Genomic DNA, 21,677 nt, shown 5'->3' on the forward strand with positions numbered 1-21,677 from the left:
GGTCAGCCGCGGCGGTTCGAACTAGCGCCCCGCACCCTCGACCATTTCAGCCCCCCCCACAACCGCTGCCGGGCCGAAGATCTCTGCGTGGCTGCGGTAGGGTCCCGCACCCGCTTCGACATGGCGACGTAATGCCGCCAGCCGTTCCCGGATCACCCCCTCGGCCCGGCGCCGCAGCTCTAGCTCCATCGCCGCCAACGCTTCGCGCTGCCGGGATCCCCCATCTTCGGGTGCCAGGCCAAGGTCGGCTTCCCGCCGTCGCTGCAGATAGACCTGCAACTGCTGATTATATTCGGCGCCGAAAAAAAAGACCTCGGCGACCAGCGCCGAGAAGCTGCGCACCCCGCGGATATCCCTCCCTTCGAGGCGGTAAGCCTCGAGAACCTCCGGCTCCAGGTCATGGTAGTTCTGCAGCGGCATGAACATGCGGGGGAGATACTGGAGGACCTTCTCGGTCTTCTTGCGATGGCCGCCGATAATCACCGAGGCGCCGACCTCGCCGGCCTGGGCCCCCTTGATCCAGGGCGCGCCGGTGATCCCGAAATCGTTGAGGACCGGCAGGTGGAGAAGGACCGAGAGGGTGTTGATCGCCAGAGCGAAACCGGCCGAGGGACCACCGACGCTGTAGGAGGCGGAGAGGAGCTGGTGGTGCAGGGAGTAGCCTTCGAGATAGTCCCCGAGCAGACGGGAGGCATTGAAGCCAGGGCAGAGGGACTGCAGATAATTCTCCACCAGAGTCATCGCCTCCTGGGCGCTCTGCCGGGTCATCTGCACCGCCAGGTCGAGTTCGGCCGTGCCCGGAGCTGCCGAGGAGACCGCCCCGGTGACGACGATCTTGTCCTGGAAGATGCGGTAGACCAGCGACGAGGCGATCGGCAGCAACACCCCGCTGGTGTCGTTGGCGCCGACTCCGACCACGAAGCCGACCTGCGGCTCGCGGGAAAGTTCGGTCTCGAGAAATTCGTCGAGCTGCTGCTTCCCCTTGCGGATCGGGCTGGCCGCCAGCTGCTGACGCGCGCTGGAAAGATGCCAGTGGCTGACCGGATAGATCCCCGCATCATGAATCAGGCGCAGGCGAGCGGCGACCGCGTCGAGACAGTCGAGGAGGTGATCTTCCCCATGGCGGGCCTGAAAGGCGAGCTCCGGATCGCCGCCGGCCCCTTCAAGAAGGCCGACCAGGGTCTTGTAGTTGAAGCGCACAAAACGCGCCCGTTCTTCAATGCTGCCGGCGACCGCCTCCATCAGTTTGCCGAGCACCTCGACCTCCGTCGAGCGCAGCGCCCGGACTTTTTCGGCAAAGGCGGTGAAATCGGCCGGCGTCTCACACAGGCCGCGGGCGGCGCGAACAATCTCTTCGTGACCGAGCCCCTCGGCCAGGGGGAGCTGGCCAAGCTCCTTGCGAATGATCCGCAGCGCATCCTCGTCGCGCATATGACCGGTCACGGTGAGGACCTTGAGGCGCTTGGAACGAATCAGCGCCGGGTCGAGGATGTCGAGGCGATTGGTGGTCAGGACCGTGAAGACCCGGGAGAGGGGAGACTCGCCGTCGATGATGGAGAGGAACTTGTTGGTCACCTTGTCGTAGGGGCTTCCCCCCTGGGGACTGCGCCGCGGTGCGACGGCGTCCCCCTCGTCGAAAAAGACCATCGACGGTGAAATCATCTTGGCGATGTCATAGACCCGCTCAAGGTTCTCCACCATCCCCTCAAGAGGATGGACTGGGTCGGCGAGGTCGCCGAGGTTGACGCCGAGATCCTGCACCTCGTGGTTGTCGCCAAGCCAGGCGCGCACCATGTAGGTCTTCCCCGAGCCTGGCGGCCCGGTCAGGACCACCCCCTTCTCCTCGCTGACATTGTAGTAAAGGGCGTTGTTGGCCATCTCCGAGAACTCGTTCTTGATCACCCCGATGTACTCCTCCCAGCGCACGCCGCGGTCCATGTGGCCGACGACCTTATTGTAGAGGGAGCCGTGGACGTTGCGGGCAACCGCCTTGAGGGCGTCGCGCACCAAAAACTGGTCGTCGAGGTCGAGGGGATCGAAGCGGCCGCGCAACGCGATCAGCGAATCGATCAGGCGCCGGGTATAGGCGGGGGTAAAACGCAGGCTGCGCTCACGGAAGATCGGGTAGAGCCGGCGCACCGTCTCGTCAAGGACCGCTTCGGCCAGAAGCTGGGCGTGGTTGGCGGCAGTGGGGTTGAAGGTGAAGTTCTTGCGCCGCAACTCCATGCGCACCACCTCGCGCAGGTTCTCCGGCTTGGCCCAGAGTTCGCCGATATCGATCACCAGGCCACGCTCGACAAAGCGGCGATAGATCGCCGGGTCGAACTGTTCGGGCTGGTCGGTGGTGGCGATCAGCAGGCAGTCACGGCGCCCGAGGGCGATCTCGTCAAGGATGATGTTCATGGCGTCGACCAGGGAGGCCTGCTGTCCCTTGACGCTGCTCAGCTGGTCCGGGCGGCCGCAGGCCGAGTGCGCCTCCTCCAGATGGCGAATGCTGGTCTGGCGCGGGTCCCCCATCGCCTTGCGCAGGTAATTGCCGGGCTCGCCGGCCCAGGCGGTCTGGTAGTCGTTGGGAGTGACCATGGCATAATCGACCCATACCCCCTCTTCCTCAAGGGAGGAGAGGGCCCGGCCGAGCCGTTCGCGAAAGAGATAGCGGATCACCGGTAACCGCGACCAGAAGCGCAACCGCTCCGCCTTGCGCCGCCGTTCGAGGCGCACCGCCAGTTCCGGGTCAACATCTTCGAGGCTGCGCCAGAAGGGCTGTTCGGCCATTACCTCATCCTTCTTCGCCTCCAGGTCGATGCGCGGACGCACCTCGCGGGCGAAGATCGCCTCCTCGATCGCCTGCTTGACGGTGGCGCTCTTGCCGCTGCCGCTGTGGCCGATCACCAGTACCAGGGGCGCCCGGGGCACGGTCGGATCCTCGGTATATTCCTTGAGGACGTGGGCATGGTAAAGCTTGCGAAAAATATCGTGAAAAGTGGGGGGAACGAAGGAGTCGGCCGTCTTGCGCTCGAGCAGGAAAATCAGGTACTGGTAATCGTGCCAGTCGAGCTCTTTTTCGAGGATTTTGTTCCAGGCCGCGCCGGCCGACTGGGAACCGGAGACCTCGAAGCGGCGCCGCCAGTCGGAGAGCTGCTCCGGATCGCGCAGGATCTGAAAGCTGCGCTCGCCCGGACGGCGCAAGCGCCGCCACCAGGCGCGCAGAAAATCGACCGGGGTGCGGCTCGGCTGGTACTGGTGCAGGCGCCGCAGCACGAAGAGCCGGGTTTCAAAGCTCCAGCCGGCGACCAGGCTGTCAATTTGCCGGATTCGCCCCTCGGAGAGGCGGACGTAAACCGGACTGCGGGTTTTGCGCATTGGAGCCATGGGTGGCCGCCTCATCCTTTCGGTCGCTGCCTGCGGGGGCCGGCAGCACCACGGGAAGGCTGCCGCCGGCGTTGTTGAGGACGAAGGTGTTCTGCCCCTGCTGGTTCTTCTCGTAGGCTGCTGCCCACTTCTGCTGGTTAAGAAATTCGAAGAGCGCCCGTTCGCTCCCGGGGCCCAGGCCTACGGTGCTACGGAAATCGCGGATAGCATCGCTGTAGGCGGCATAGAGCTTGCGGGTTCGGCTCGCCTCCTGGTCAGCAGCGTAATTCTCCGCCTCGGCGATCAATTCCCGGCGTTTCTTCTCCTCACTCGCCTCGGCGAGCTTGTCGGAAAAGCGGGTATCGCGCAGCACGAAGGAGACGACCTCGATCCCGTACTTCGCTTCCAGGGTCGGGCCGCCAAGGTTGATCGGCCGGTTCTTGAGGTCGGCAAAGATCTGCTCCTTGATGCGCTCGCGCTCGGAGACCAGTTCATCGACACTGCTGGCCTGCATGACATCCTTGACCAGACCATCGAAATCGTTCTGCAGCAACGATTGCGGCGCCTTGTTCTCGATCCCCCAGCGCTCCAGGTCGAGGATGCGGAAGGTGAGCATGGCACTGGTCCAGAGGGCCACGTTCTGCTGCGACATGATGCGCTGCGGTTCCGGTGAACTGCCGAGGTAGAGTTCCTGGTTCATCAACGGCACCTCGAGCTCGAGGCGGGTAAAGAAGGGGAGCCGCGCATGCCAGCCGACCGTTGAGACCACCCGCCGTTGGCCACCGAGATCTTCGAGGATCACGGCGTAATTGTAACGAACCTTGTAGATCGTCTTGGTGGCATAGACCAGGGCCGTGAGGTAGTAGAGGCCGGTCAGCACCAGCAGCAGGAGGAGCCCCCGCTTGACCAGCCGCTTCAACCGCGCCCGTTGGAGCAGGGCAAACCGCACTTCAGGCTCCATGGCAATCCTCCCCGGGGCACACCCCGGCACTTCATAACGTTTTTTTAACGACTCCGAAAACTTCTTCGGAAGAATCTCTTCTCCTGAAAAGACTAGCAAAGAAACTGTGTTTTACAAAATTGTTTTCTCCCTCCCGGCCTTCATCCGGCCATCATCCGGCCATTGCCCTGTTCCTGCCCCTGTGTTATCTTCCCAACGAATCCTGCCCAGCCATTAAATCCCGCCCCGGAGTTCCCGATGCCGATTCCTGTCTACTTCGCCGACATCCGCGCCGGCAATCGCGAAAATCTCTTTGCCAAGCTCTCCCGTCTGCTCGATGACGCTGGCCTCTATGGTGTGATCAGGCGCGGTGACCTCGTCGCCCTCAAGGTCCATTTCGGCGAGAAGGGAGGTCATGCCTATATCCGGCCGACCTTCCTGCGCCGCATCGCCGATCGGGTCAAACAGCTTGGGGGCAAACCCTTCCTCACCGATTCCTGCACCCTCTACCCCGGGGAACGCAAGGAGGCGGTCTCGGCCCTCGGTTGCGGCATCGAGAACGGCTTTGCCTATGCGGTGGTCGGCGCGCCGCTGGTGATGTGCGACGGCCTGCGCGGTCACGACGCGCGCCGCGTTCCGGTTCCCGGCGAGATCCTGCAGACGGTCGACATCGCCACCGGCATCCTTGAGGCCGACGCCCTGATCGCCGTCTCTCACTTCAAGTGCCATGAGCTGACCGGCTTCGGCGGCGCTCTCAAGAACCTCGGCATGGGCTGCTCGAGCCGGGAAGGGAAACTCGAACAGCACTCCAACGTCGCCCCCCGGGTCGCCGAAAAATTCTGCACCGCCTGCGCCGCCTGCTTCAAGGCCTGCGTCCACGAGGCGATTGCCATGATCGAGGGGAAAGCGCAGATCGACCCCGAGCGCTGCGTCGGCTGCGGGCGCTGCATCACCGTCTGCGCCGAGAAGGCGATCCAGATCCAGTGGAACGAGGAGGCGGCGCTGGTGATGAAAAAGATGGCGGAATACGCCACCGGCGCACTCCACGGCAAGGCCGGCAAGACCCTCTTTGTCAACTTCGTCACCCAGGTCTCGCCGGCCTGCGACTGCTATGGCCACTCGGATGCGCCGATCGTCGCCGACCAGGGGATCCTGGTCAGCACCGACCCGGTCGCCCTCGACCAGGCCTGTGCCGATCTCGTCAACGCCGCCCCGGGGCTCCCCGGCACCGCGCTGGCCAGCGGCAGCGAGCCGGGCGGCGACAAATTCCGCGGCGTCCACCCGGCGATCGACTGGGAGATCCAGCTGGCCCATGCCGAGAAGCTCGGTCTTGGCAGCCGCAGTTACCAGCTGCATCGGCTGGAACCGAAAAGTCCGAAGGGGTGGTAGAGCGAACTTCCTTCGCTGGTCTGACTCATTGAAAACGAAACACCCACCTGGGAAAAGCAAGTCCCGGGTGGGTGTTTCGTTTTTTCATGGAAAAAAACCGGAGCTTCCCGGGTCATCCCGGAACGCAAAAACTTCCGGCCACTCTTTTACTCGGGCGAATTTCCAGGATAAACCACGATTCTGCCGGTCGTTTTCGACACCAGTTTTACCTTGTACCTGGTGGTTCCCGACCGGTCGATGATGCAGACCTTGCCCGCGTCGGCGTCATTTCCATTCGGGCTCCAGGTGACGGAACCGTCGGGGGAGAAGGTCACCGCCAGGGTTGAAGTCACGTCACAGTTGGCTCCAGTTTTGAGAACCACGCCGTTGCTCAATGCTCCCATGGCCAGGGATTCGGTAGTGGTACTGCTGTTCCCTATGGCTCTGTCCCTGGCAATGCGTAGCTGGGTGACCACGTCGTTGCTCGCCTCACGGTAGGCAGCGTTGTCGAGCCAGGTCTTGACTGACGGGTAGGATAAGCCAGCCAGGACCGCCATGATCAATATGGCGACCGTCAGTTCCAGAAAGGAAAACCCATTTGTGTCGTTGAGATCCATCATGAATTATTCCTGGAGGGCAATGTCAAGGCGGAACTCCTGAATCGCCTCCAGCCCATCCCCATCGCGTACACCGATTTTGACCAGATTTTCTCCGCCCTGATCTCGAGCGATGGGCCATTGAACCAGGCCGCTCTTCTGATCGATGGTCATTCCAGCCGGACCGGTTACCAGGAAATAGTTCAGGGGGTCCCCGTCACCATCCTCTGCCCGGGCCGGGTAGGAGTAGAGCGCTGCCCGAAACGACTCCGGGGGCGTGCTGGTGAAGACGGGTGGGGCGTTTCCCACGACGATCTCACCAGTCAGGTAGGGTTGCCCCTCCCCCTCGCTATCCACGGGGAGGACCTCGACGGCTATTCGGTCCCCCTTATGAAACTGGTCGCCGGGAAGAGTATCTCCTGCTGGAAAGAAATTTTCTTCGCCGTTGACCAGCCAGCGGTACTCGAAGGTGACGGCATCGCCATCAAGGTCCACCGCTTCCGGCCGGGCAACGATGGCGACCCCTCGGTAGACCCGGGAAGGGCCATAATTCACCTCGAGGATTTCCGGCGGCGAGTTTCCGATAAGCACCTCGCTACTGGCCTTTTGGCCATTGGCCCGGACCATAACTGAAACCTGATCCCCCGCATGGAAAAGGTCATTGGACAACAGCGCCCCGGCATTCCCCTCGATCTCCTGGCCATTGATCTCCCAGCGGAAGGAAAGTGCCCCGGCGGCGCCGGAGACAACTGCGCGTAGATCATTTTTTTTGGTCGCTTCCGCTGGCAGAAGGCTGACCTGGAGCTCCGCCTTGTCCTGGGCTGCCCGGGGAGCCCCCGGTTCCACCTGCTCCTGGGCGGCTTTTTGCGGTCGGTCCTGCGGCACTGGTGGCGCCTGGCGCTCACAGCCAACCTGGAGGGCGACAAGGACCAGGCTCCCGATCAGGAGGGAATGAGGCAGGGTTCGCATCAGCCGGTTACCATTGGGTCCAGAAAACCGGAAAGACGGTTCCGTCCCCGGGCAGGGAGATCACCGGGAAGGAGATGTTGGCGGCAATGATCGCCGAAACGCTGCCGTCGGCGCCGATCACGAACACCATCCCCGAGGGGATGCCGCCGCCCAGGCTGACTTCGCGGTCGGCCCGCCTGAGGATATAGGGGGTCCCCTCCTCGTCCTTGCCCTGGGACCGCTTGTTGTCTGCGGTGGCCTGATCCTCGCCGAAGGCATCGGTCCCGGTCCCTGTGACGAAGTTCAGGACTGCTTCGCCGGTTTCCGCATCGAGAGCATAGAGCCTGGAAAATCCGAGGTTGCCCGGATCACAGGGATTGTTTGCCGCATCGATGTTGGCCAGGGAGTCGGGCTGGTAAGTGGAATAAAATGCCACCTTGTTGAAGATGCTGACCGGTGCCAAAGCCTTTTCGCCGGCATTGACATCCAATCGGATATACCAGCCTTTGGCGGCAGCCAGGGCGTCCCGCTCGGCCTGGATCTGCGCGGGAGTCAGATCCTGCTGGAGCTTGTTTTCCGTGGCATCGTACAGGTCGTCTTCGGTGATGGTGCCCGATACGCTGTCGATGTCCTTGACGGCGTACAACCGGTCGATCACCGCGCCGTCGGGGCCGGGATTCAGGTAATTCATCGGATGGGCACGGTCGCCCGAGCCGAAGTAGAGGATGACTGCGCCGTTGTGTACGGTCATATCAGGTTTGTAAAAGATCTTTCGACCCTCCGTTTGGAAGGAGGTGCCGTTTGAATCGACATCGTTGCCGGGATTGGCGGAGAAGACCTTTTTCGCGCTCCAGTTGGCCACGTCGAAAGAACCGACGTTGAATCGCCACAGATTGCCGCCGAGATCGCCTACGTAGAGCCGGTCGTTGAGACCATCAGCATTGAAATCCATGGCTGCGATATCCGAGGCAATGGAGTAGGTCATGGCAGGGGAGGTACGAACCCCGTTACTGTAGTTGTCGCTCGCCCCGTAAACATATCCCCAGACAAGGTTCCCCGTGCCGCTGAAGTCCGGCTTCAGGGTGGTTGCGCCCACTGCCGTCGGAACCAGGTCGGCTACCTGGATGGCATAAATTCCCCGCCCGCGCGGGTGCTGTGGAGCCGCGCCATCATCGCTTTTGGCGATGAATGAATCTCCCCGCAGCAAGCTACGGGGTATCAAAAGTTTAGATTGATCGCTTTCATCGAAGCAAGCTTCGGGGAATTCGACCCACCTGAGATGAAACTGTCCGGCGCCCCCGATGGGAGCGGGACTTCCGTGGCACCGCTGGGATAGGTCTGGGTGTTGCCAAAACGGAGGTCCTCCACCGTGTCGTACCCGGCGCCGACGAAGGCCACGATTTTGCGCTGACTGCCGACTTGTACCCGCGCCAGGCGGGGCTGTGCCCAAGTTTCGGCCATCTCGCCGAAATTCGCGCTCAGATTGGAGATCTTGCCGATATATTTGGGCGCCGCCGGGTTGCTTACGTCGAGGGCGTAGAAGCCGCCACGGAAGCCGGCCTCCGAGAGGGATTGCAGCCCGCCGCCACGGCGGAGGCCGAAAATCAGGATGGCGAAATCGCCGTCCGCGGGGACGACCTGACCGTCATTGTTGGCATCGTGGATGTAGACGGACGGGGTGCCGTCGACGAAGTAACTGTGGGCGGTATCCCTGAGGTTCTTCAGCCGTGGCAGGAGGTCCGGGGGGATGAACGCCCATTCCTCACCCCCGTCGGCATCCCGGAAACAGTGGAGCATACCGTCGTTGGCCCCCTGGAAGATAAAGGTCTTGTTGATGGCCGGATCACTCTCGTTGGCCTCAGTCAGGACATAACGCTTGTAATTCACCACCAGGGGCTTGGAGTGGAGGATGTCGCCGAGCAGCCATTCCCGCTTCTCCGTGTCGCCGTTGCCGCCGTCGTTGTAACCGTCGTATCCCTGCAGGTACTTGATGAGCTTGCTACGTTCGGTGGCGTCGGCGACATCGAGCATGGCGCTGGTCAGGTTCGCGTTGCCCAGCGCGACAAGGTTTTCCGTATCGGTCATATTCATCTTGGCGGCATTACCGGTCCAGGTCCAGATCTTGCGCGGGGCGGTGGCCAGGTTTCGGGCCATGAGCTGTCCGCCAACCCCGCCCCGCTGAACGTCGCCGGAATCGCCGGTGACCGTATATTGATTGTTGTTATCGCTCCAGAAGGAAGTGGCACCGGCGTTGAAGGTGCCGTCATTGTTGGTGGCCAGGTCCACGCCGTTGGCACTGACTATTTCGAGATCGCTGTTGATACCGAATTTTTTCAGGTTGCCGTACCAGGGCTTCTGGGAGATGGGCTTGAAAAAGCCGATATAGATTCTTTTGCCGCTGTAGGTACGGTTTTCCGGGCTGGCCGGAACGACCGGCGCGACAAAGGCGGTCTCCGCTTCCCGAACGATATTGTTCATCAGGTTCAACAGGGCGTCGGTCAGCTCTTCGGTGTTGTTGGCCAGGAAGTAGTCGCCCCGGCCGTGGCTGCCATCGGTGGTCTGGTCGAGTTCCTGGACGTAGGAGGTCATCAGCTGGATGACGCTGGTCTGGACCCGCTGGTAACCCTCGGTCTTATCGGCTCCGTGGACGTCGGGGAGCATGTCAGTTTCATAGAGGAGCTTGGCGGCATCGTCCACCCGGCCGGCCAGGCCGTTGCCGTCCTGGTCGCCGACGGCACCTTCGGCCTGCGGGCTGGCGGTGGAGCTGCCGGTGGTCAGCACCAGAACATAGTTCTTCTGGCAGGCGTAGTCGATGGGGGCGGGGGCCGAAAAAACCGCGGCGCCGGAGGCCAGCTTCTGGGTGCTGTCGTTGTTCCCCTGGTAGTAATGAAGCATGTCGTACAACGCCTCGTTCATCGGCATGGAGGTATTGCTGGAGATGAAGCCGAGGTTGTTGATGACGGTGGTCAGGGCATCGAAGTTGGCGATGCCCGTCGGGTTGGGGACCATGGTGCCGGTGCCGGGATCAAACATCACGGGGGACACATCCTTGACCTCGGCCCGCACGTACCCCCCGGCGTTGTTCGGTCCGACGGTGGCGATACCGATCTTGATGTCCTGGGCGAGGGCGCCCGCCGCCTGCTTGAGGACCGCCTTGACCACCTCCATGAGGGTGGCGGTGATTTCCCAGCCGACCCCATTGTCGGTGACGGTACCGCCGGCGGCGGTCGGCCAGGTCGGTTCGGTCAGGCCTGACGTGCCGGTATTGGTACAGCGGTAGGTGTTGGTGTTGCTGGCATCGGTGGGGCGGACCACATCGCCGACCGCATAGGCTGTACTGGGCTGCCAGGTGGCCGTCGGCGCCGGCACTGCCTGGGTCTTGTTGAGTAGGTTACCCAGGTAGTAGTTGCCGATATCGCTGCTCTTGCTGGAGCAGTCCCCGGAGGTCTTTTTCAGGCCCTTGTTGTAGAAGCCATATTCCAGCAGCGCGGTCTTGGCCTCGGCGCAGACTCCGGCGGCGTTGACGTCGGCGACGTAGGCCTGGTAGTTGCCGGCGTTCAGTTGGCTGTAGATCATATTGGTGGCATAGGTGCCTGGATAGACGGTGTTTTTATCGTAGGGATCGGTTCCGCCGCCCTGGCTCATGTTCTTGCTGGTGTCGACCAGAATCATGACGTTGGGCTTGAGCTTGACCGAGGTGCCGCTGTAAATCGAAGTGTCCCCGATATAGCGGTCCGGCAGGCCGGCATGGGCGATGCCGGCCCAAACCAGGGCCAGCAACAGAATTCCCCGAGACATCATCCCGAACTTCATTAATTAGCCTCCCGAGGTCGTGATCAGCTGACCTTCGTCGTCTTTCTGGAAAATCCGGATCTGCTGGGTCTCCACACGGGCCTTCGAGCGGCCTCCGGGTCCCCGGGTCTGCACCGAAATGTTGTAAAAATTTCCGCCGAACTTCTCCTGGCTGTAGCTCTGCGCCAGAAAGTCGGGCAGCTCGCCGACGCCGAGATTGCGCAGCACGTTGGTTGCAGAGGTGTCCAGCCCGGAATTGTCGATAGTAATGCTCGCGGCATAGGGGTTCAGGTTTGTCGCGCTGGCCGTGGCGCCGACGATGGCCGGGTTGGCGAGAGCGTATTCCACCGCCCGTTCAGCCGCCGAAAAAGCGCGCTGGGAGGTTTTGAAGTTGCTGGTGATGGTCAATTCACTGTGGGAGGTATTGAGCGCCAGGATGCCGAGCAGGCTCAGAATGCCCAGCATCACCAGAACCAGGATCAGGGCAAATCCTTGTTCGCCCTTGAGATTCTCCGCCGGATAGGGGTGCATGTTGTCCTCCCTGGGTCCCAGGATGATCAGTTGCGAAACTTGACAAGGGTCGTGAGGCTGCGGATTTTGACCCCGGAAAAGGTGTCCTTTCCAGTCTTGGTAGCGTCGGTACTCCCGGTCAGGACGATCCTCACCCCGACGATGTCGCCGATGGCGGAGGGATCTGTGACCGTCGCGACTTCCGAACCGTCCTCGAGGAGGTAGCTGAAGGTGAGGGCAGTGATATTGGCCGCGATTTCGATCGACCCTTCATTGCTGGAGCTTCGCAGAAGCACCTTCATGGCCGGGTCGGCGCTGTCCGTATCATCGACCAGGGTGTAAGTGACCTGCTGCACCAGATTCGGTACCGGAGCGGGTGCGTCGTATCCGGGTTTTGCCGGCGCCACCGCCACCCCGGTGGAGATATCGTTGGTGTCGTCGAGGGCGGCGTCGGTGTAAGGGAGAATGATGTCCCCCGCTGAAAACCCCGTTCCCGCCGGGATCCCCGTGAGGGTCAGGCTTGGGTTGGTGGGGTCTGGATCCACGTTGGTCACCTTGAAAAATGCCACCACCGGTTGGGTCGCAGTATTGGGTCGCACGATCCGTGCCCAACGGGTCGCCACGTCGTTGCCCGGACCGACGAAGAAACTGGCCATCCCGGGCTGCGCGAGGGTGAATATGTAGGTCTGGCCGGAGGCGTCTCCGGGATCTACCGTCGGCGCCGCAGCGAGACTGCCGATGGCGCCGCTGAGCGAGGCCGTACGAAAACTGAAGGTGTCGGCGCTCGCGAGCACGACCTTGGAGGTGGTGACCGGCACCAAAAACCCGGTCAGGCGGATGTCCCGGCTCATCCGGTTGATGGCGTAACGCAGGTTTTGCTGGACCTCCCCGACCTCTTCGGTAGTATAGGCGGTACGCTGAGTGTTGCCATACAGGCCGTAGACAGCCATGACAACAAGTCCCATCATCGCTACCACGATGAGGAGTTCGATCAGCGAAAATCCCTTTTGGCCTCTACTGGTCATCTAGTTGACAGTTTTCTTGTATTCGGTCAAGGTCGCAACTCCTTCGGGCCCCTGGACATTGACGGTGATGGTGGCCATGTTGGCAAGGGGGGAATTGGCAATCACGGTGTAGCTGGCGGAGAGGTTGCTGGATCCCGTTTCGCTGTAGGTGGTCGAGCCGTCGGAAAACACCCAGGTCTGGTTGGAGGAACTGCTCTTCAAGCGCGCGTCGTCCGATTTCCAGGCGAGGATCTGCTCCATGACGCCCTGGGCCATGGAGGCCTCCTGGGACAGTCGATTGGCTTGGGCGTTGCCCTGAATAGCGGTTATCTGCATGGATGCCAGGGCCAGCAGGCCGATGGAAAAAATGGTCAGGGCGACCAGCAACTCAACGAGGGTAAAGCCTTGGTTTCCCCTGTAATTGTCCAAAACAACCTTCATGGATCACCCGCCGAAAAAGCCCTGATAATGGAACGCAAAAACCGGAATGGCTCCCAGGTGGTTAAAATTTATAGCAAGGGTCGTTCCAAAAATGCGACTGTCCGTTCTTTCCCTGCACAATTGGAAAAATCACCGGCATTTCACGATGCCCTTCCGAAAAAAGGGAGAGCCATCGCCGGCGTCCGGGGCACAACTCTCCTAGATTCAAGGATATAACAACGGGCCGCCTTTTCAATCTTGTTACCCGGGCCTAGCGGAATTATGTTGGGTTTTTTTAATATTTTTACTGTTTCCTGCCCTTGGGGGGGGGGGGGGGGGGGGGGTACTCCGGCCAGCCTTTCAAGGTTCGGCAGCGCTGGCCAAGCGGCTCAGGATCAGCGGAGAAGGCTGAGGAATTCCATCGCGGAACGAGAGGCAATTCCCGGGCCTTCATAACTGGCACAGGTCCCTGAACCGTCGCCAAATTTTCTGCCCCGCAAATTCGCAAGGCTCCCGAGACAGTAATGGGCACGCTTCCTGAATAAATCCCCATGACCGGTAATGCCTGAAGGTTGGATTTTGCTATTGTGTTGGGCCGGGGTGCTTAAGGCGGCCGGGAAGACCTGCCGCGCCGACCGGACATGGAAAATGCTGAGGAGATAGCCATGAGTCGAATCCTGCTGCTGATCGTGGTAGCCACCCTGTGCCAAGGTCTTTTTTCCATGGCCTTTGCCATGTCCGACGAGGAAATGACCAACAAGATCATTGGCGAATGGTATGCCGAGGACGAAAATGGCAGTACCGTCTACCTCTTCAACAAGGACGGCAGCTGGACCGAAAATGGCGTCTATTATTTCAAGGACGGGCCGAAAGAGGTCTCCCTGGAAGGGAAATGGTATATCGAAAAGAGCCACTTTTACCATTCGGTCGTCAAATGCAACCTCCCCGCGAAAATCAAGGAGGGAAAGTTTGACAAGATCAAGAATGAATCTCCCCGCAGCAAGCTACGGGGTATCAAAAGTTTAGATTGATCGCTTTCATCGAAGCAAGCTTCGGGGAATTCGACCCACCTGAGATTAAATACGTTTCCGACAATGAATTCTTCATGTTGCTGGCTCCGGGCAATCTGGCTCCGCACTTCACAAAAAAATAGACCAGCCGGTCCCACCGCTCAATCTACCAGCCTATCCGGGCAATCCCGGTACCCCCATCCTCGCTGACAAAAATGGGCTTTTTGCTGCCATTAATTGTCATTCCTCCCTTCGGGTGACCATCTCGCACCGGTACCGGCAAATCTGGTGGAAGCGATGCTGGCACATCTGCCAGCATCGCCCTACAGAAGATGTTGGGGTTGAGAAAGAGCAATATCTGGCAAAACGAAGTAGCGTTACCCACACGATCTGAAACAGAGCCATTTTCCCCCTTTTATCCCGGCCGCCGCTACACCCTGGAGAAGCTGACAACTACCAACCGCCACGGCTGCAACCTGTTCGTCTTCAGAAGGCGCCCTGACCCGACCTAGCCCCCAAACCCACCGTACCAGAGGGTTTCACTATCATGCCTGCCACTGAGGTCCTCGCCACTTTTTTTGCCGCGGCCCTGCTGCTGGCGCTCGTTCCCGGGCCCGACAATCTCTTCGTCCTCACCCAGGCGGCGCTGGGCGGCCGCGGGGCAGGGTTCGCCATCACCCTCGGCCTCTGTACCGGCCTGATCGGCCATACCCTGGCGGTGGTCTGCGGCGTCGCTGCCCTTGTCCAGGCCTCAGCCGCCGCCTTCACCACCCTCAAGCTGCTGGGCGTCGGCTACCTGCTCTATCTCTCCTGGCAGGCCTGGCGCGCCCCCGACGCCGCGGCAGAAACCGGCAGCAGGCCGCTCCCCGGACCAAGACACCTCTACCGCCGGGGCATCCTGATGAATCTTACCAACCCCAAGGTTTCCCTCTTCTTCCTCGCCTTTCTCCCCCAGTTCGCCGATCCGGCCCGCGGACCGCTGGCGCCCCAGCTGCTCCTTCTCGGCGCCCTCTTCATCCTCGCCACCCTGCTCGTCTTCGGCGCCATTGCCCTGCTGGCCGCGACCCTTGCCGCCCGCCTTGCCGACACCCCCAGACTCCAGCGCTGGCTCCATCGCGCGGCCGGTGGCATCTTCCTGGCGCTGGCGCTGCAGCTGGCACGCAGCAAGTCCTGAAACAGCAACATTATAGGACCCATGGGACTTATCGTTCCCAGGAATAGGCACAAACAACAACCGCCCCCCGAAAAGCCGGGGGGCGGTTGTTGTCGGTCGTTTGCCTCTTTTCTTTATTCGAGGACCTTGAACTCCACGACTTCCTGTTCGAGGGTGGAGATCTGCAGGGAAAGGTTGCCAAGGGTGTCTCCCATGACCTTGGCCGAGCTCAGGTTGTGGCGCGTGGACTCCTGGATGTTGGCCAGGGCCTCGACAATCTGCTCGCCCCCCTCGGCCTGTTCGCTGCAGCGTTCGCGGATCTTCTCGATCATTGCTCCGATCTCTTCGCTAAGGCGAGAGATCAGGCCGCCATCGGCGTTCTGTTTTTTGGTGGCATCGCGGACCATGACGGTGAGTTCGGCCATCTTCTCTACCTCGCTCATGATCTGTTCGCTGGCGCGGGCCTGCTGGTGGGTGGAGACGGCGATCTGGCTGACCATGTCGGCAACCTTTTCCATTGTCTCGCGAATAAGCAGGCTCCCCCGGGCCTGTTCCCGGGTGGCCCGGGCGATGCCGCCGATCCTGGTCGCCGCCTGGTCGACGCCGCCGACGATCTCACGCAAGGCCTCACCCGATTTCTGCGACAGGACCTCCCCTTCGGCGACCTTGATTTCGGCCCCCCGGATCGCCTCCACCGCCCGCCGCGTCTCGTCCTGCACCCGGCTGATCAGCTGGTCGATCTCCCGGGTCGATTCACTGGTCCTCTCGGCCAGCTTGCGGATTTCGTCGGCAACCACGGCGAATCCCCGGCCATGCTCGCCCGACTGGGCGGCAATGATCGAGGCATTGAGGGAGAGGAGCCGGGTCTCTTCGGTGACATCATTGATAACCGAGAGGATCATCCCGATGTCGTCCGCGCTCTGCGACAGGACGTTGATCGACTCGGCAGCCGAGCGCGAAGATTGGCGAATCTCCTGGATGCCGCGGATCGTCGCCTGGACCGCCTGCTGGCCCGATTCGGCATCTTCGTGGACCCGGGCGGAAATCTCCGCCGTCTGCTGGGCATTCTGCTCGACCTCCTGGATCGAGGAGTCCATCTCGGCGATCGACGAAGCGGTGCTGACCGAAGCGCTGCGCAGATCGTTGGCATTCTGCTCGATCTGGCGGATCGTGGCGTCCATTTCGCCAATCGCCGAACTGACCTGGGTCACCGAGCCGGCAAGCGCTTCGGTGTTGAGCGCTACCCCCTGGATGCTCTTGGCCATGTTGAGAATCGAACTGGAGGTCTCGGCCGAGGAACTCGAAAGATTTTCCACGGCAGCGCTGATCCCCTGTTGGGACGCGTTGATGCGCAGGATCGCTGCCGAGGTCTCGTCGATCCCATGCTGCTGCACCTCGGCGGTGGCGATGACGTCGCGCGAGACGAGCTGGATGCTGGTAGCGATGCGGCCGAGTTCGCCGGTCGACTTCTTGACCTTTCCCATCATCGTCGAGAGCTTTTCCAGCATCTGGTTGAAATCGTCGCCGAGCCGGCCCAGTTCATCCGCCGCCTCGACCTTCACCAGGGCGGTCAAATCCCCCTCGGCACCCAGCTTCAAGGACTTCATCAGCAGGTTGACCCGACCGACAATGGTCTGGGTCGCAAAGAGGCCGAGGAGAATGGCGAGCAGAATGGCGCCCCCGATGACCGAGAGGAAGGTGATATTGGAGCGTTTCTGGATGGCGCTGGCAGCGAGTTCGTTCTTGGCGGCGAGGCTGCCGACCTCGACCAGCAGGTCATCGACGCTGACGCTTGCCCGGTCCACCACCTGCGGCAATTCTTCCCGAAGCAGCCGGGAGAGCTTACCGTCGTCGGTTGTCGTTCCGGCCATCAGGCCTTCCTGAACCGAAAGTATCTGCAGCGCGACCTGATCGAAGTCGTGAAAGACATCGACCACCTTGATGATCCGCTGCTCCAGCAAGCTGCCGGGCTCTGCGGGCGGGATGTGCAACTTCGGCTGCCCCTTGCGCAGCATAGTGCAATAGCTATCGAAACTGTCCCGCTTCAGTTCATAGTCGATCTTGCTGTTTTCAAAGTCATCGGCATTGTTCCGGGTCATCGCCGCTTCGAGCAGGTTGACCCGCCCTCCCTGGAGGGTGACCTTCATCAGCACGGCAAGTTTTTCCTGGGCGGCACTGCTCTTCTGCAACGCCAGCAGGTCGCCAATCCGGGCCTGGCTCCAGAGCCCGAAGGAGCCGGTTACCGCCACGATCAGCGCCATCAGCAGGAAGAGCAGAACCAGCTTGTATTTCAGCTGCAGATTTCGAAACATGACGCACCCCTCTGCCCCTACCTGCTCCCGACGAAGATAGGCCGAAAAAGCCTGCCACCCTGCCCGGAGCCGATGATTAAATGGGCCTACTTATACATAAAAACCACGTGGTGTCCAGTCATTTTGCGGAGCAGCAGCCCCCCGTCCGGTGCAACCACGGAGGTGAAATCGGCTCCGGATTAAAACAATTCCGCAAGCCAGCTACACTCCCGAAAAATAGTCGATATTGGCGCAGGACCTGCATTCCTTGCCCGACTGCAATCTTTGCACCACGACTGCTGGCACAATCGGCCCGGACCCGGGTTACCGCCAGAACTGCTCTTTTCTCGAAGCTGCAGGAGGCTCTCCCATGACAGCACGTTTTTCCCTCTCCCTGCTCGTCCTTGGCCTGTTGGCCCCGGTCCTGCTGGCGACTCAGGCGCTGGCGATCCCCGCCTTCTCGCGCCAGTACAAGACCGAGTGCACGACCTGCCACACCATCTTTCCGGAACGCAACGAGTTCGGCGACGCGTTTGAAAAGAACAGCTTCGTCTGGCCAAAGGAACTCCCCGCGACCGCACCGCCAGAGCAGGCGCCGACACCGGCCGCCGATTCGCCCCTGGTGCATCTCGCCAAGGGAGCTGACGCCCTCTTCAACAGCGGTCTCCCCGATCCCTTGCCGCTCTCGATCATGGCGACCTACCGGATGATCTACAACGAGGACAAGCAGCCGAACTTCGATCTGGACGGCGGTACCGGCATGGAACTCTTCGCCGGCGGCAACTTCCACAATCAGGTCGGATTCTGGGGAGAGTACGGCTTCGGCAGCTCCAGCATCGGCGACCTCTCGGTCCAGTTCCGTCATTTTTACGGCACGCCGCTCAACATCAAGTTCGGCAAGTTCAAGCCGAAGCTGAGCCTCTGGAAGTCCAACGACCGGTCTTCTCTGAGCGGCTTCGGCCACAACTCCATGCGCGTCGGCGACAATCCTTTCCGTCTCTCCGGCCGCCAGTCCGCCGTCGAACTCAACGCGGTGCTCGGTTCGCGCCTCTTCGCGGCAGCCGGCGTCACCAATGGTTCCGAGACCAACAAGGCAGAGAACAAGAAGAACTATTACGCCCACCTCTCCGCCCGAATTGGCGGTACCGACTTTCTCGGCCAGGAGCCCGAGGTCGATCTCGACCAGGATAGCGTCTGGGACTTTCTGACTCTCACCTTCGGCACCTTCGGCTATCTCGGCTCCTCCGACTTCGGCGCCAACGATTTCTACCGTCTCGGCCTGGAGGGGGAGCTCCTTTACCAGCGGCTCAAGATTCGCCTCCATGGTACCTTCGGCGAGGACGATGACCCGAGCGGGACCGGCGGCTCGGTCAAGTTCCACTTCTATCTCGGCCAGGCCCAGTACCTGATCGGATCGGATCTCATCCCGGCCTTCCGCTACGAGTACCAGGATATCGAGGGGACCGACATCACGCAGAGGTTCATCCCGAGCATCAGCTACGCCTACCTGCAGAACCTGCGCATGGTCCTCGAGTACGTCCATACGGAAGCTCCTACTGGTACCAGCAAGGCCGGGACCTTCCAGGTTGCGCTCTCTTTCTGAACCGGACCGGCAACGAAATGTCCGTCCGGCACCGATTTCCGGGGCGGGACTTAATCAAACGAGGTGTTCCCAATGAAAAAAGTCGTCCTGTTGCTCTGCGCCGTGCTGTTGCTGGCGACCAGCGTCGAGGCAAAGCTCGTGGTCCTCGGCAAGGGGGATGCCACCCAGTTCGATGTCTCGAGCTTCCCGCCCAGGATGCAGGAGGCCTACAAGCTGATGGCAGTTAAATGCATCAAATGCCACTCCCAGGAGCGAACCGCCATCGCCCTGCAAACAGGTGTTGCGCCCATCACCGGCGGCCTTTTCGACCGCAATGCGACCCGGGCTTACGGCATCAAGATGCTGCGCAAACCCGATTCGGACATGACCAAGGATGACGTCAAGGTGGTAATCGAACTCCTTAACTTCATGCTCGACGAAGCGAATCGCTGACCGGGCGTTTCCTGCAAAGGCAAGCCGATGCGGCCCCCATCCCGGTTTCGGGGTCGGGGCCGCGCTCATTTCGGCCGATTCCGAATCAGTTCCGCCAGATTAAAATTTGGTTTTGTTAATTTTTTCATTTTCATGTTCTGGCGATCAGTGTTACTACTGACGGCATGAAAAACATCCTCCTGCTACCAGCGGCAATAACCTTGGCGCTCCTCGCCGGCTTCCTCCTTGGCCAGTTCGATATCCTGCCCACCGAGGATCATCTCGCCAGCAGTGCCATAGTGCCACCGACCTTCCACGATATGCGGGTCAATCCGGCCAGCGACTACGTCGACCTGATCGACCCCGAGGACCCGGAGATTCGCCGACTCGCCCTCGGTCTTCCTTCCTTCGAAGCGGCCTACAACTTCGTCCAGAACGAAATCCGCTTCGCCCCTTTCGTCCCGCCCGGTCCGGTGAGCGCCACGCTCCAATATGGCGTCGGCAGCTGCCTCGGCAAGGCTGCCCTGCTCGCCAGTCTTTATCGGGCGATGGGGATGCCGCAGGAAGACCTGCGCCTGGTGATGGGGATCGTTATCACCCCGCAGGGGGAATCGGACCACGTCTGGATCGACCTCGAAAACAAGGGGCGCTGTCTGCAGCAGGACCCCTCGGGCATGCTCGGCCGTTTCGCCTTTGACGCCTTCCCCGGCACCGCCTACGTCGACAACTATGTCATGAAAGAGAGCTTCGCTTTCAATGACGGCGGCTTTGCCCTGGTCTCCCAGCTTAACCGCTTTCGCAACCGGCCGGTGCCGGGACAATAGCTCCAGGTCTCAGGGATATCACCCAATAAAAAACCCCGCCGGCAGCCGCCCAGCGGGGTTTTTTATTGGGTCGTTCAGGAAGTCTCAGCGCGCCGAGCCGGTCGGCCGGCGCGACCGGAGACTGCGCTCCTCGACGATCGGCTGCCGCCCACCGCGGGTGGCGCCTCCCGGTCCGCCGCCGGCGGCCGGTCGCTGCTGCCAGCTGGTCTGGCCGCTGCGGCGCGGGGCGCCAGGGCGCTGGCCGCCGGGTCGACGTCCCGGGGTAGCGCTCGGCCGCCGCAACGGCCGGGTCGGCTCCAAACCGGGAACGGTCTGAATCGGCACCTGCTGGCCGATATAGCGCTCGATGCGGCCGAGGGCGCCGAGATCCTGGGCGGAAGCGAAGGAGATGGCAATTCCCGAGGCGCCGGCGCGACCGGTGCGGCCGATGCGATGCACGTAATCTTCGGCAAATTTCGGCAGGTCGTAGTTGATGACATGGCTGATGCCGGAAACGTCGAGTCCACGGGCGGCGACGTCGGTCGCCACCAGCAGGCGTACCTTGCCGCGACGCAGGTCGGTGACGGTACGATTGCGTTCCCGCTGGCTCATGTCGCCGTGCAGGGCGGCGGCTGCATGCCCCTGGGTGCGCAGGCGCCCGGCGAGGCTGTCGGCGTCGCGCTTGGTTGCGGCAAAGATAATCGCCCGGGTCAGGTCGGCTTCGGCGACGAGGTGCTTGAGGAGGCGCTCCTTGTGCTCCAGGTTGTCGGTGTGATGGAGGCGCTGCTCGATCTGCGCATGGGTCACCTTCTCTCCGGCCACCTCGATCCGCTCGGGGTTGCGCAGCAGGCGGCCGGCAAGGCGCGCCATGGCCGTATCGAGGGTGGCGGTAAAGAGCATGGTCTGGCGTCCGGCGGGGGTCGCCTTGGCAATCTTGTCGACATCATCGGCAAACCCCATGTCGAGCATGCGGTCCGCTTCGTCGAGGATCAGGATCTCGAGCCGGAAAAGGTCGAGACGGCCGCGCTGCAGATGGTCGATCAGCCGTCCCGGGGTGGCGACGATCAGGTCGACGGGCGCGGCGAGCAGGCGCTGCTGTTCCGGGTAGGGCATCCCGCCGAGGATGGCGCCGCTGCGAATGCGCAGGTACTTGCCGTAGTTGCGTACCGCTTCGGTGACCTGGTTGGCGAGCTCCCGGGTCGGGGTCAGCACCAGAATCCGCGGCCCGCGGCCGCGCCCGCTCGGGGGGGTGCCGAGGCGCTGCAGGGCCGGCAGGACAAAGGCGGCGGTCTTGCCGGTGCCGGTCTGGGCGGTGGCGATCAGGTCGCGTCCTTCGAGAGCCAGGGGAATGGCGCGCTCCTGGATCGGGGTCGGGGCCGTGTAACCACACTCGGTGACCGCCCTGAGGATGGTCGGCGCCAGCTGGAAATCCTGAAAATTCATCTAAATTCCTCGCGTTTTTGGTAATCAGGGCCGC

Annotated in this window: 18 protein-coding genes; 7 read left to right on the forward strand and 11 right to left on the reverse strand. The window is 61.6% G+C overall.

Annotated features, from left to right (window positions below; translation table 11 throughout):
• Window positions 1-21 precede the first annotated feature (21 nt).
• Complete coding sequence (locus tag DBW_RS15415) at window positions 22-3,372, reverse strand: AAA family ATPase (RefSeq protein ID WP_197463664.1); 3,351 nt, start codon at window positions 3,370-3,372, stop codon at window positions 22-24.
• Window positions 3,302-4,312, reverse strand: a complete 1,011-nt coding sequence (locus tag DBW_RS15420; RefSeq protein WP_066728644.1) for an SPFH domain-containing protein — start codon at window positions 4,310-4,312, stop codon at window positions 3,302-3,304. Before DBW_RS15420 ends, DBW_RS15415 begins: the two co-directional genes overlap by 71 nt.
• Window positions 4,313-4,549: 237 nt before the next feature.
• On the opposite strand from DBW_RS15420, the gene DBW_RS15425 reads away from it, so the two are divergent.
• Window positions 4,550-5,680, forward strand: coding sequence for a DUF362 domain-containing protein (locus DBW_RS15425; protein ID WP_066728646.1), 1,131 nt, complete (start codon window positions 4,550-4,552; stop codon window positions 5,678-5,680).
• A gap of 146 nt (window positions 5,681-5,826) precedes the next feature.
• Here the strand turns inward: DBW_RS15425 and DBW_RS15430 are convergent, their stop codons facing one another.
• From DBW_RS15430 to DBW_RS15460, 7 genes are read right to left on the reverse strand one after another with little or no spacing between them, the layout of a single operon-like run.
• The gene (locus DBW_RS15430) at window positions 5,827-6,279 is read right to left on the reverse strand and encodes a pilus assembly FimT family protein (protein ID WP_066728648.1); all 453 of its coding nucleotides are present in this window, start codon (window positions 6,277-6,279) and stop codon (window positions 5,827-5,829) included.
• Between the two features lie 3 nt (window positions 6,280-6,282).
• Window positions 6,283-7,224, reverse strand: coding sequence for an Ig domain-containing protein (locus DBW_RS15435; protein ID WP_066728649.1), 942 nt, complete (start codon window positions 7,222-7,224; stop codon window positions 6,283-6,285).
• A gap of 7 nt (window positions 7,225-7,231) precedes the next feature.
• Entirely contained in the window at window positions 7,232-8,410 is a 1,179-nt protein-coding gene (locus DBW_RS15440) for a hypothetical protein (RefSeq protein WP_066728650.1), read from the reverse strand.
• A gap of 11 nt (window positions 8,411-8,421) precedes the next feature.
• Window positions 8,422-11,016 (reverse strand): pilus assembly protein, encoded by a 2,595-nt coding sequence (locus DBW_RS15445; RefSeq protein ID WP_066728651.1) that lies wholly within the window; start codon window positions 11,014-11,016, stop codon window positions 8,422-8,424.
• A 3-nt stretch (window positions 11,017-11,019) separates the two neighbouring features.
• Window positions 11,020-11,526, reverse strand: coding sequence for a pilus assembly PilX family protein (locus DBW_RS15450; protein WP_066728652.1), 507 nt, complete (start codon window positions 11,524-11,526; stop codon window positions 11,020-11,022).
• Between the two features lie 26 nt (window positions 11,527-11,552).
• Window positions 11,553-12,530, reverse strand: a complete 978-nt coding sequence (locus DBW_RS15455) for a PilW family protein (protein ID WP_066728653.1) — start codon at window positions 12,528-12,530, stop codon at window positions 11,553-11,555.
• Window positions 12,531-12,896, reverse strand: a complete 366-nt coding sequence (locus DBW_RS15460) for a hypothetical protein (protein WP_231875427.1) — start codon at window positions 12,894-12,896, stop codon at window positions 12,531-12,533.
• Here DBW_RS15460 and DBW_RS18995 point away from each other — a divergent pair.
• The 3 genes from DBW_RS18995 (at window position 12,813) to DBW_RS15470 (ending at window position 15,113) form a co-directional block, all read left to right on the forward strand.
• Complete coding sequence (locus DBW_RS18995; protein WP_231875435.1) at window positions 12,813-13,166, forward strand: hypothetical protein; 354 nt, start codon at window positions 12,813-12,815, stop codon at window positions 13,164-13,166. The genes DBW_RS15460 and DBW_RS18995 overlap by 84 nt on opposite strands.
• Window positions 13,167-13,594: 428 nt before the next feature.
• Window positions 13,595-13,960, forward strand: a complete 366-nt coding sequence (locus DBW_RS15465; protein WP_066728656.1) for a hypothetical protein — start codon at window positions 13,595-13,597, stop codon at window positions 13,958-13,960.
• Window positions 13,961-14,486: 526 nt separating this feature from the next.
• Window positions 14,487-15,113 carry a LysE family translocator gene (locus tag DBW_RS15470; RefSeq protein ID WP_066728658.1) on the forward strand — a complete coding sequence of 209 codons (627 nt, stop codon included), beginning with the start codon at window positions 14,487-14,489 and terminating at the stop codon, window positions 15,111-15,113.
• Window positions 15,114-15,226: 113 nt separating this feature from the next.
• Here DBW_RS15470 and DBW_RS15475 read toward each other — a convergent pair whose 3' ends face one another.
• Entirely contained in the window at window positions 15,227-17,404 is a 2,178-nt protein-coding gene (locus DBW_RS15475; RefSeq protein WP_066728660.1) for a methyl-accepting chemotaxis protein, read from the reverse strand.
• A 349-nt stretch (window positions 17,405-17,753) separates the two neighbouring features.
• Here DBW_RS15475 and DBW_RS15480 point away from each other — a divergent pair, with 349 nt between their 5' ends.
• From DBW_RS15480 to DBW_RS15490, 3 genes are all read left to right on the forward strand, one after another.
• A complete protein-coding gene (locus tag DBW_RS15480; protein WP_066728662.1) occupies window positions 17,754-18,986 on the forward strand; it encodes a hypothetical protein in 1,233 nt (410 codons plus the stop codon).
• Window positions 18,987-19,058: 72 nt separating this feature from the next.
• Entirely contained in the window at window positions 19,059-19,418 is a 360-nt protein-coding gene (locus DBW_RS15485; RefSeq protein WP_066728663.1) for a cytochrome C, read from the forward strand.
• Between the two features lie 164 nt (window positions 19,419-19,582).
• Window positions 19,583-20,221 (forward strand): transglutaminase-like domain-containing protein, encoded by a 639-nt coding sequence (locus tag DBW_RS15490; RefSeq protein WP_082820391.1) that lies wholly within the window; start codon window positions 19,583-19,585, stop codon window positions 20,219-20,221.
• A gap of 84 nt (window positions 20,222-20,305) precedes the next feature.
• Here the strand turns inward: DBW_RS15490 and DBW_RS15495 are convergent, their stop codons facing one another.
• On the reverse strand, window positions 20,306-21,643 hold the full coding sequence (locus DBW_RS15495) for a DEAD/DEAH box helicase (RefSeq protein ID WP_066728667.1): 1,338 nt from the start codon (window positions 21,641-21,643) through the stop codon (window positions 20,306-20,308).
• Window positions 21,644-21,677 lie beyond the last annotated feature (34 nt).

The organism is Desulfuromonas sp. DDH964, assembly GCF_001611275.1.
Classification (GTDB): Bacteria; Desulfobacterota; Desulfuromonadia; order Desulfuromonadales; family DDH964; genus DDH964.

Coding starts and splice junctions, on each gene's coding strand:
- DBW_RS15415 (WP_197463664.1), bottom strand. CDS start 3,372: ATGGCTCCAATGCGCAAAACCCGCAGTCCGGTTTACGTCCGCCTCTCC.
- DBW_RS15420 (WP_066728644.1), bottom strand. CDS start 4,312: ATGGAGCCTGAAGTGCGGTTTGCCCTGCTCCAACGGGCGCGGTTGAAG.
- DBW_RS15425 (WP_066728646.1), top strand. CDS start 4,550: ATGCCGATTCCTGTCTACTTCGCCGACATCCGCGCCGGCAATCGCGAA.
- DBW_RS15430 (WP_066728648.1), bottom strand. CDS start 6,279: ATGATGGATCTCAACGACACAAATGGGTTTTCCTTTCTGGAACTGACG.
- DBW_RS15435 (WP_066728649.1), bottom strand. CDS start 7,224: ATGCGAACCCTGCCTCATTCCCTCCTGATCGGGAGCCTGGTCCTTGTC.
- DBW_RS15445 (WP_066728651.1), bottom strand. CDS start 11,016: ATGAAGTTCGGGATGATGTCTCGGGGAATTCTGTTGCTGGCCCTGGTT.
- DBW_RS15450 (WP_066728652.1), bottom strand. CDS start 11,526: ATGCACCCCTATCCGGCGGAGAATCTCAAGGGCGAACAAGGATTTGCC.
- DBW_RS15455 (WP_066728653.1), bottom strand. CDS start 12,530: ATGACCAGTAGAGGCCAAAAGGGATTTTCGCTGATCGAACTCCTCATC.
- DBW_RS15465 (WP_066728656.1), top strand. CDS start 13,595: ATGAGTCGAATCCTGCTGCTGATCGTGGTAGCCACCCTGTGCCAAGGT.
- DBW_RS15470 (WP_066728658.1), top strand. CDS start 14,487: ATGCCTGCCACTGAGGTCCTCGCCACTTTTTTTGCCGCGGCCCTGCTG.
- DBW_RS15475 (WP_066728660.1), bottom strand. CDS start 17,404: ATGTTTCGAAATCTGCAGCTGAAATACAAGCTGGTTCTGCTCTTCCTG.
- DBW_RS15480 (WP_066728662.1), top strand. CDS start 17,754: ATGACAGCACGTTTTTCCCTCTCCCTGCTCGTCCTTGGCCTGTTGGCC.
- DBW_RS15485 (WP_066728663.1), top strand. CDS start 19,059: ATGAAAAAAGTCGTCCTGTTGCTCTGCGCCGTGCTGTTGCTGGCGACC.
- DBW_RS15490 (WP_082820391.1), top strand. CDS start 19,583: ATGAAAAACATCCTCCTGCTACCAGCGGCAATAACCTTGGCGCTCCTC.
- DBW_RS15495 (WP_066728667.1), bottom strand. CDS start 21,643: ATGAATTTTCAGGATTTCCAGCTGGCGCCGACCATCCTCAGGGCGGTC.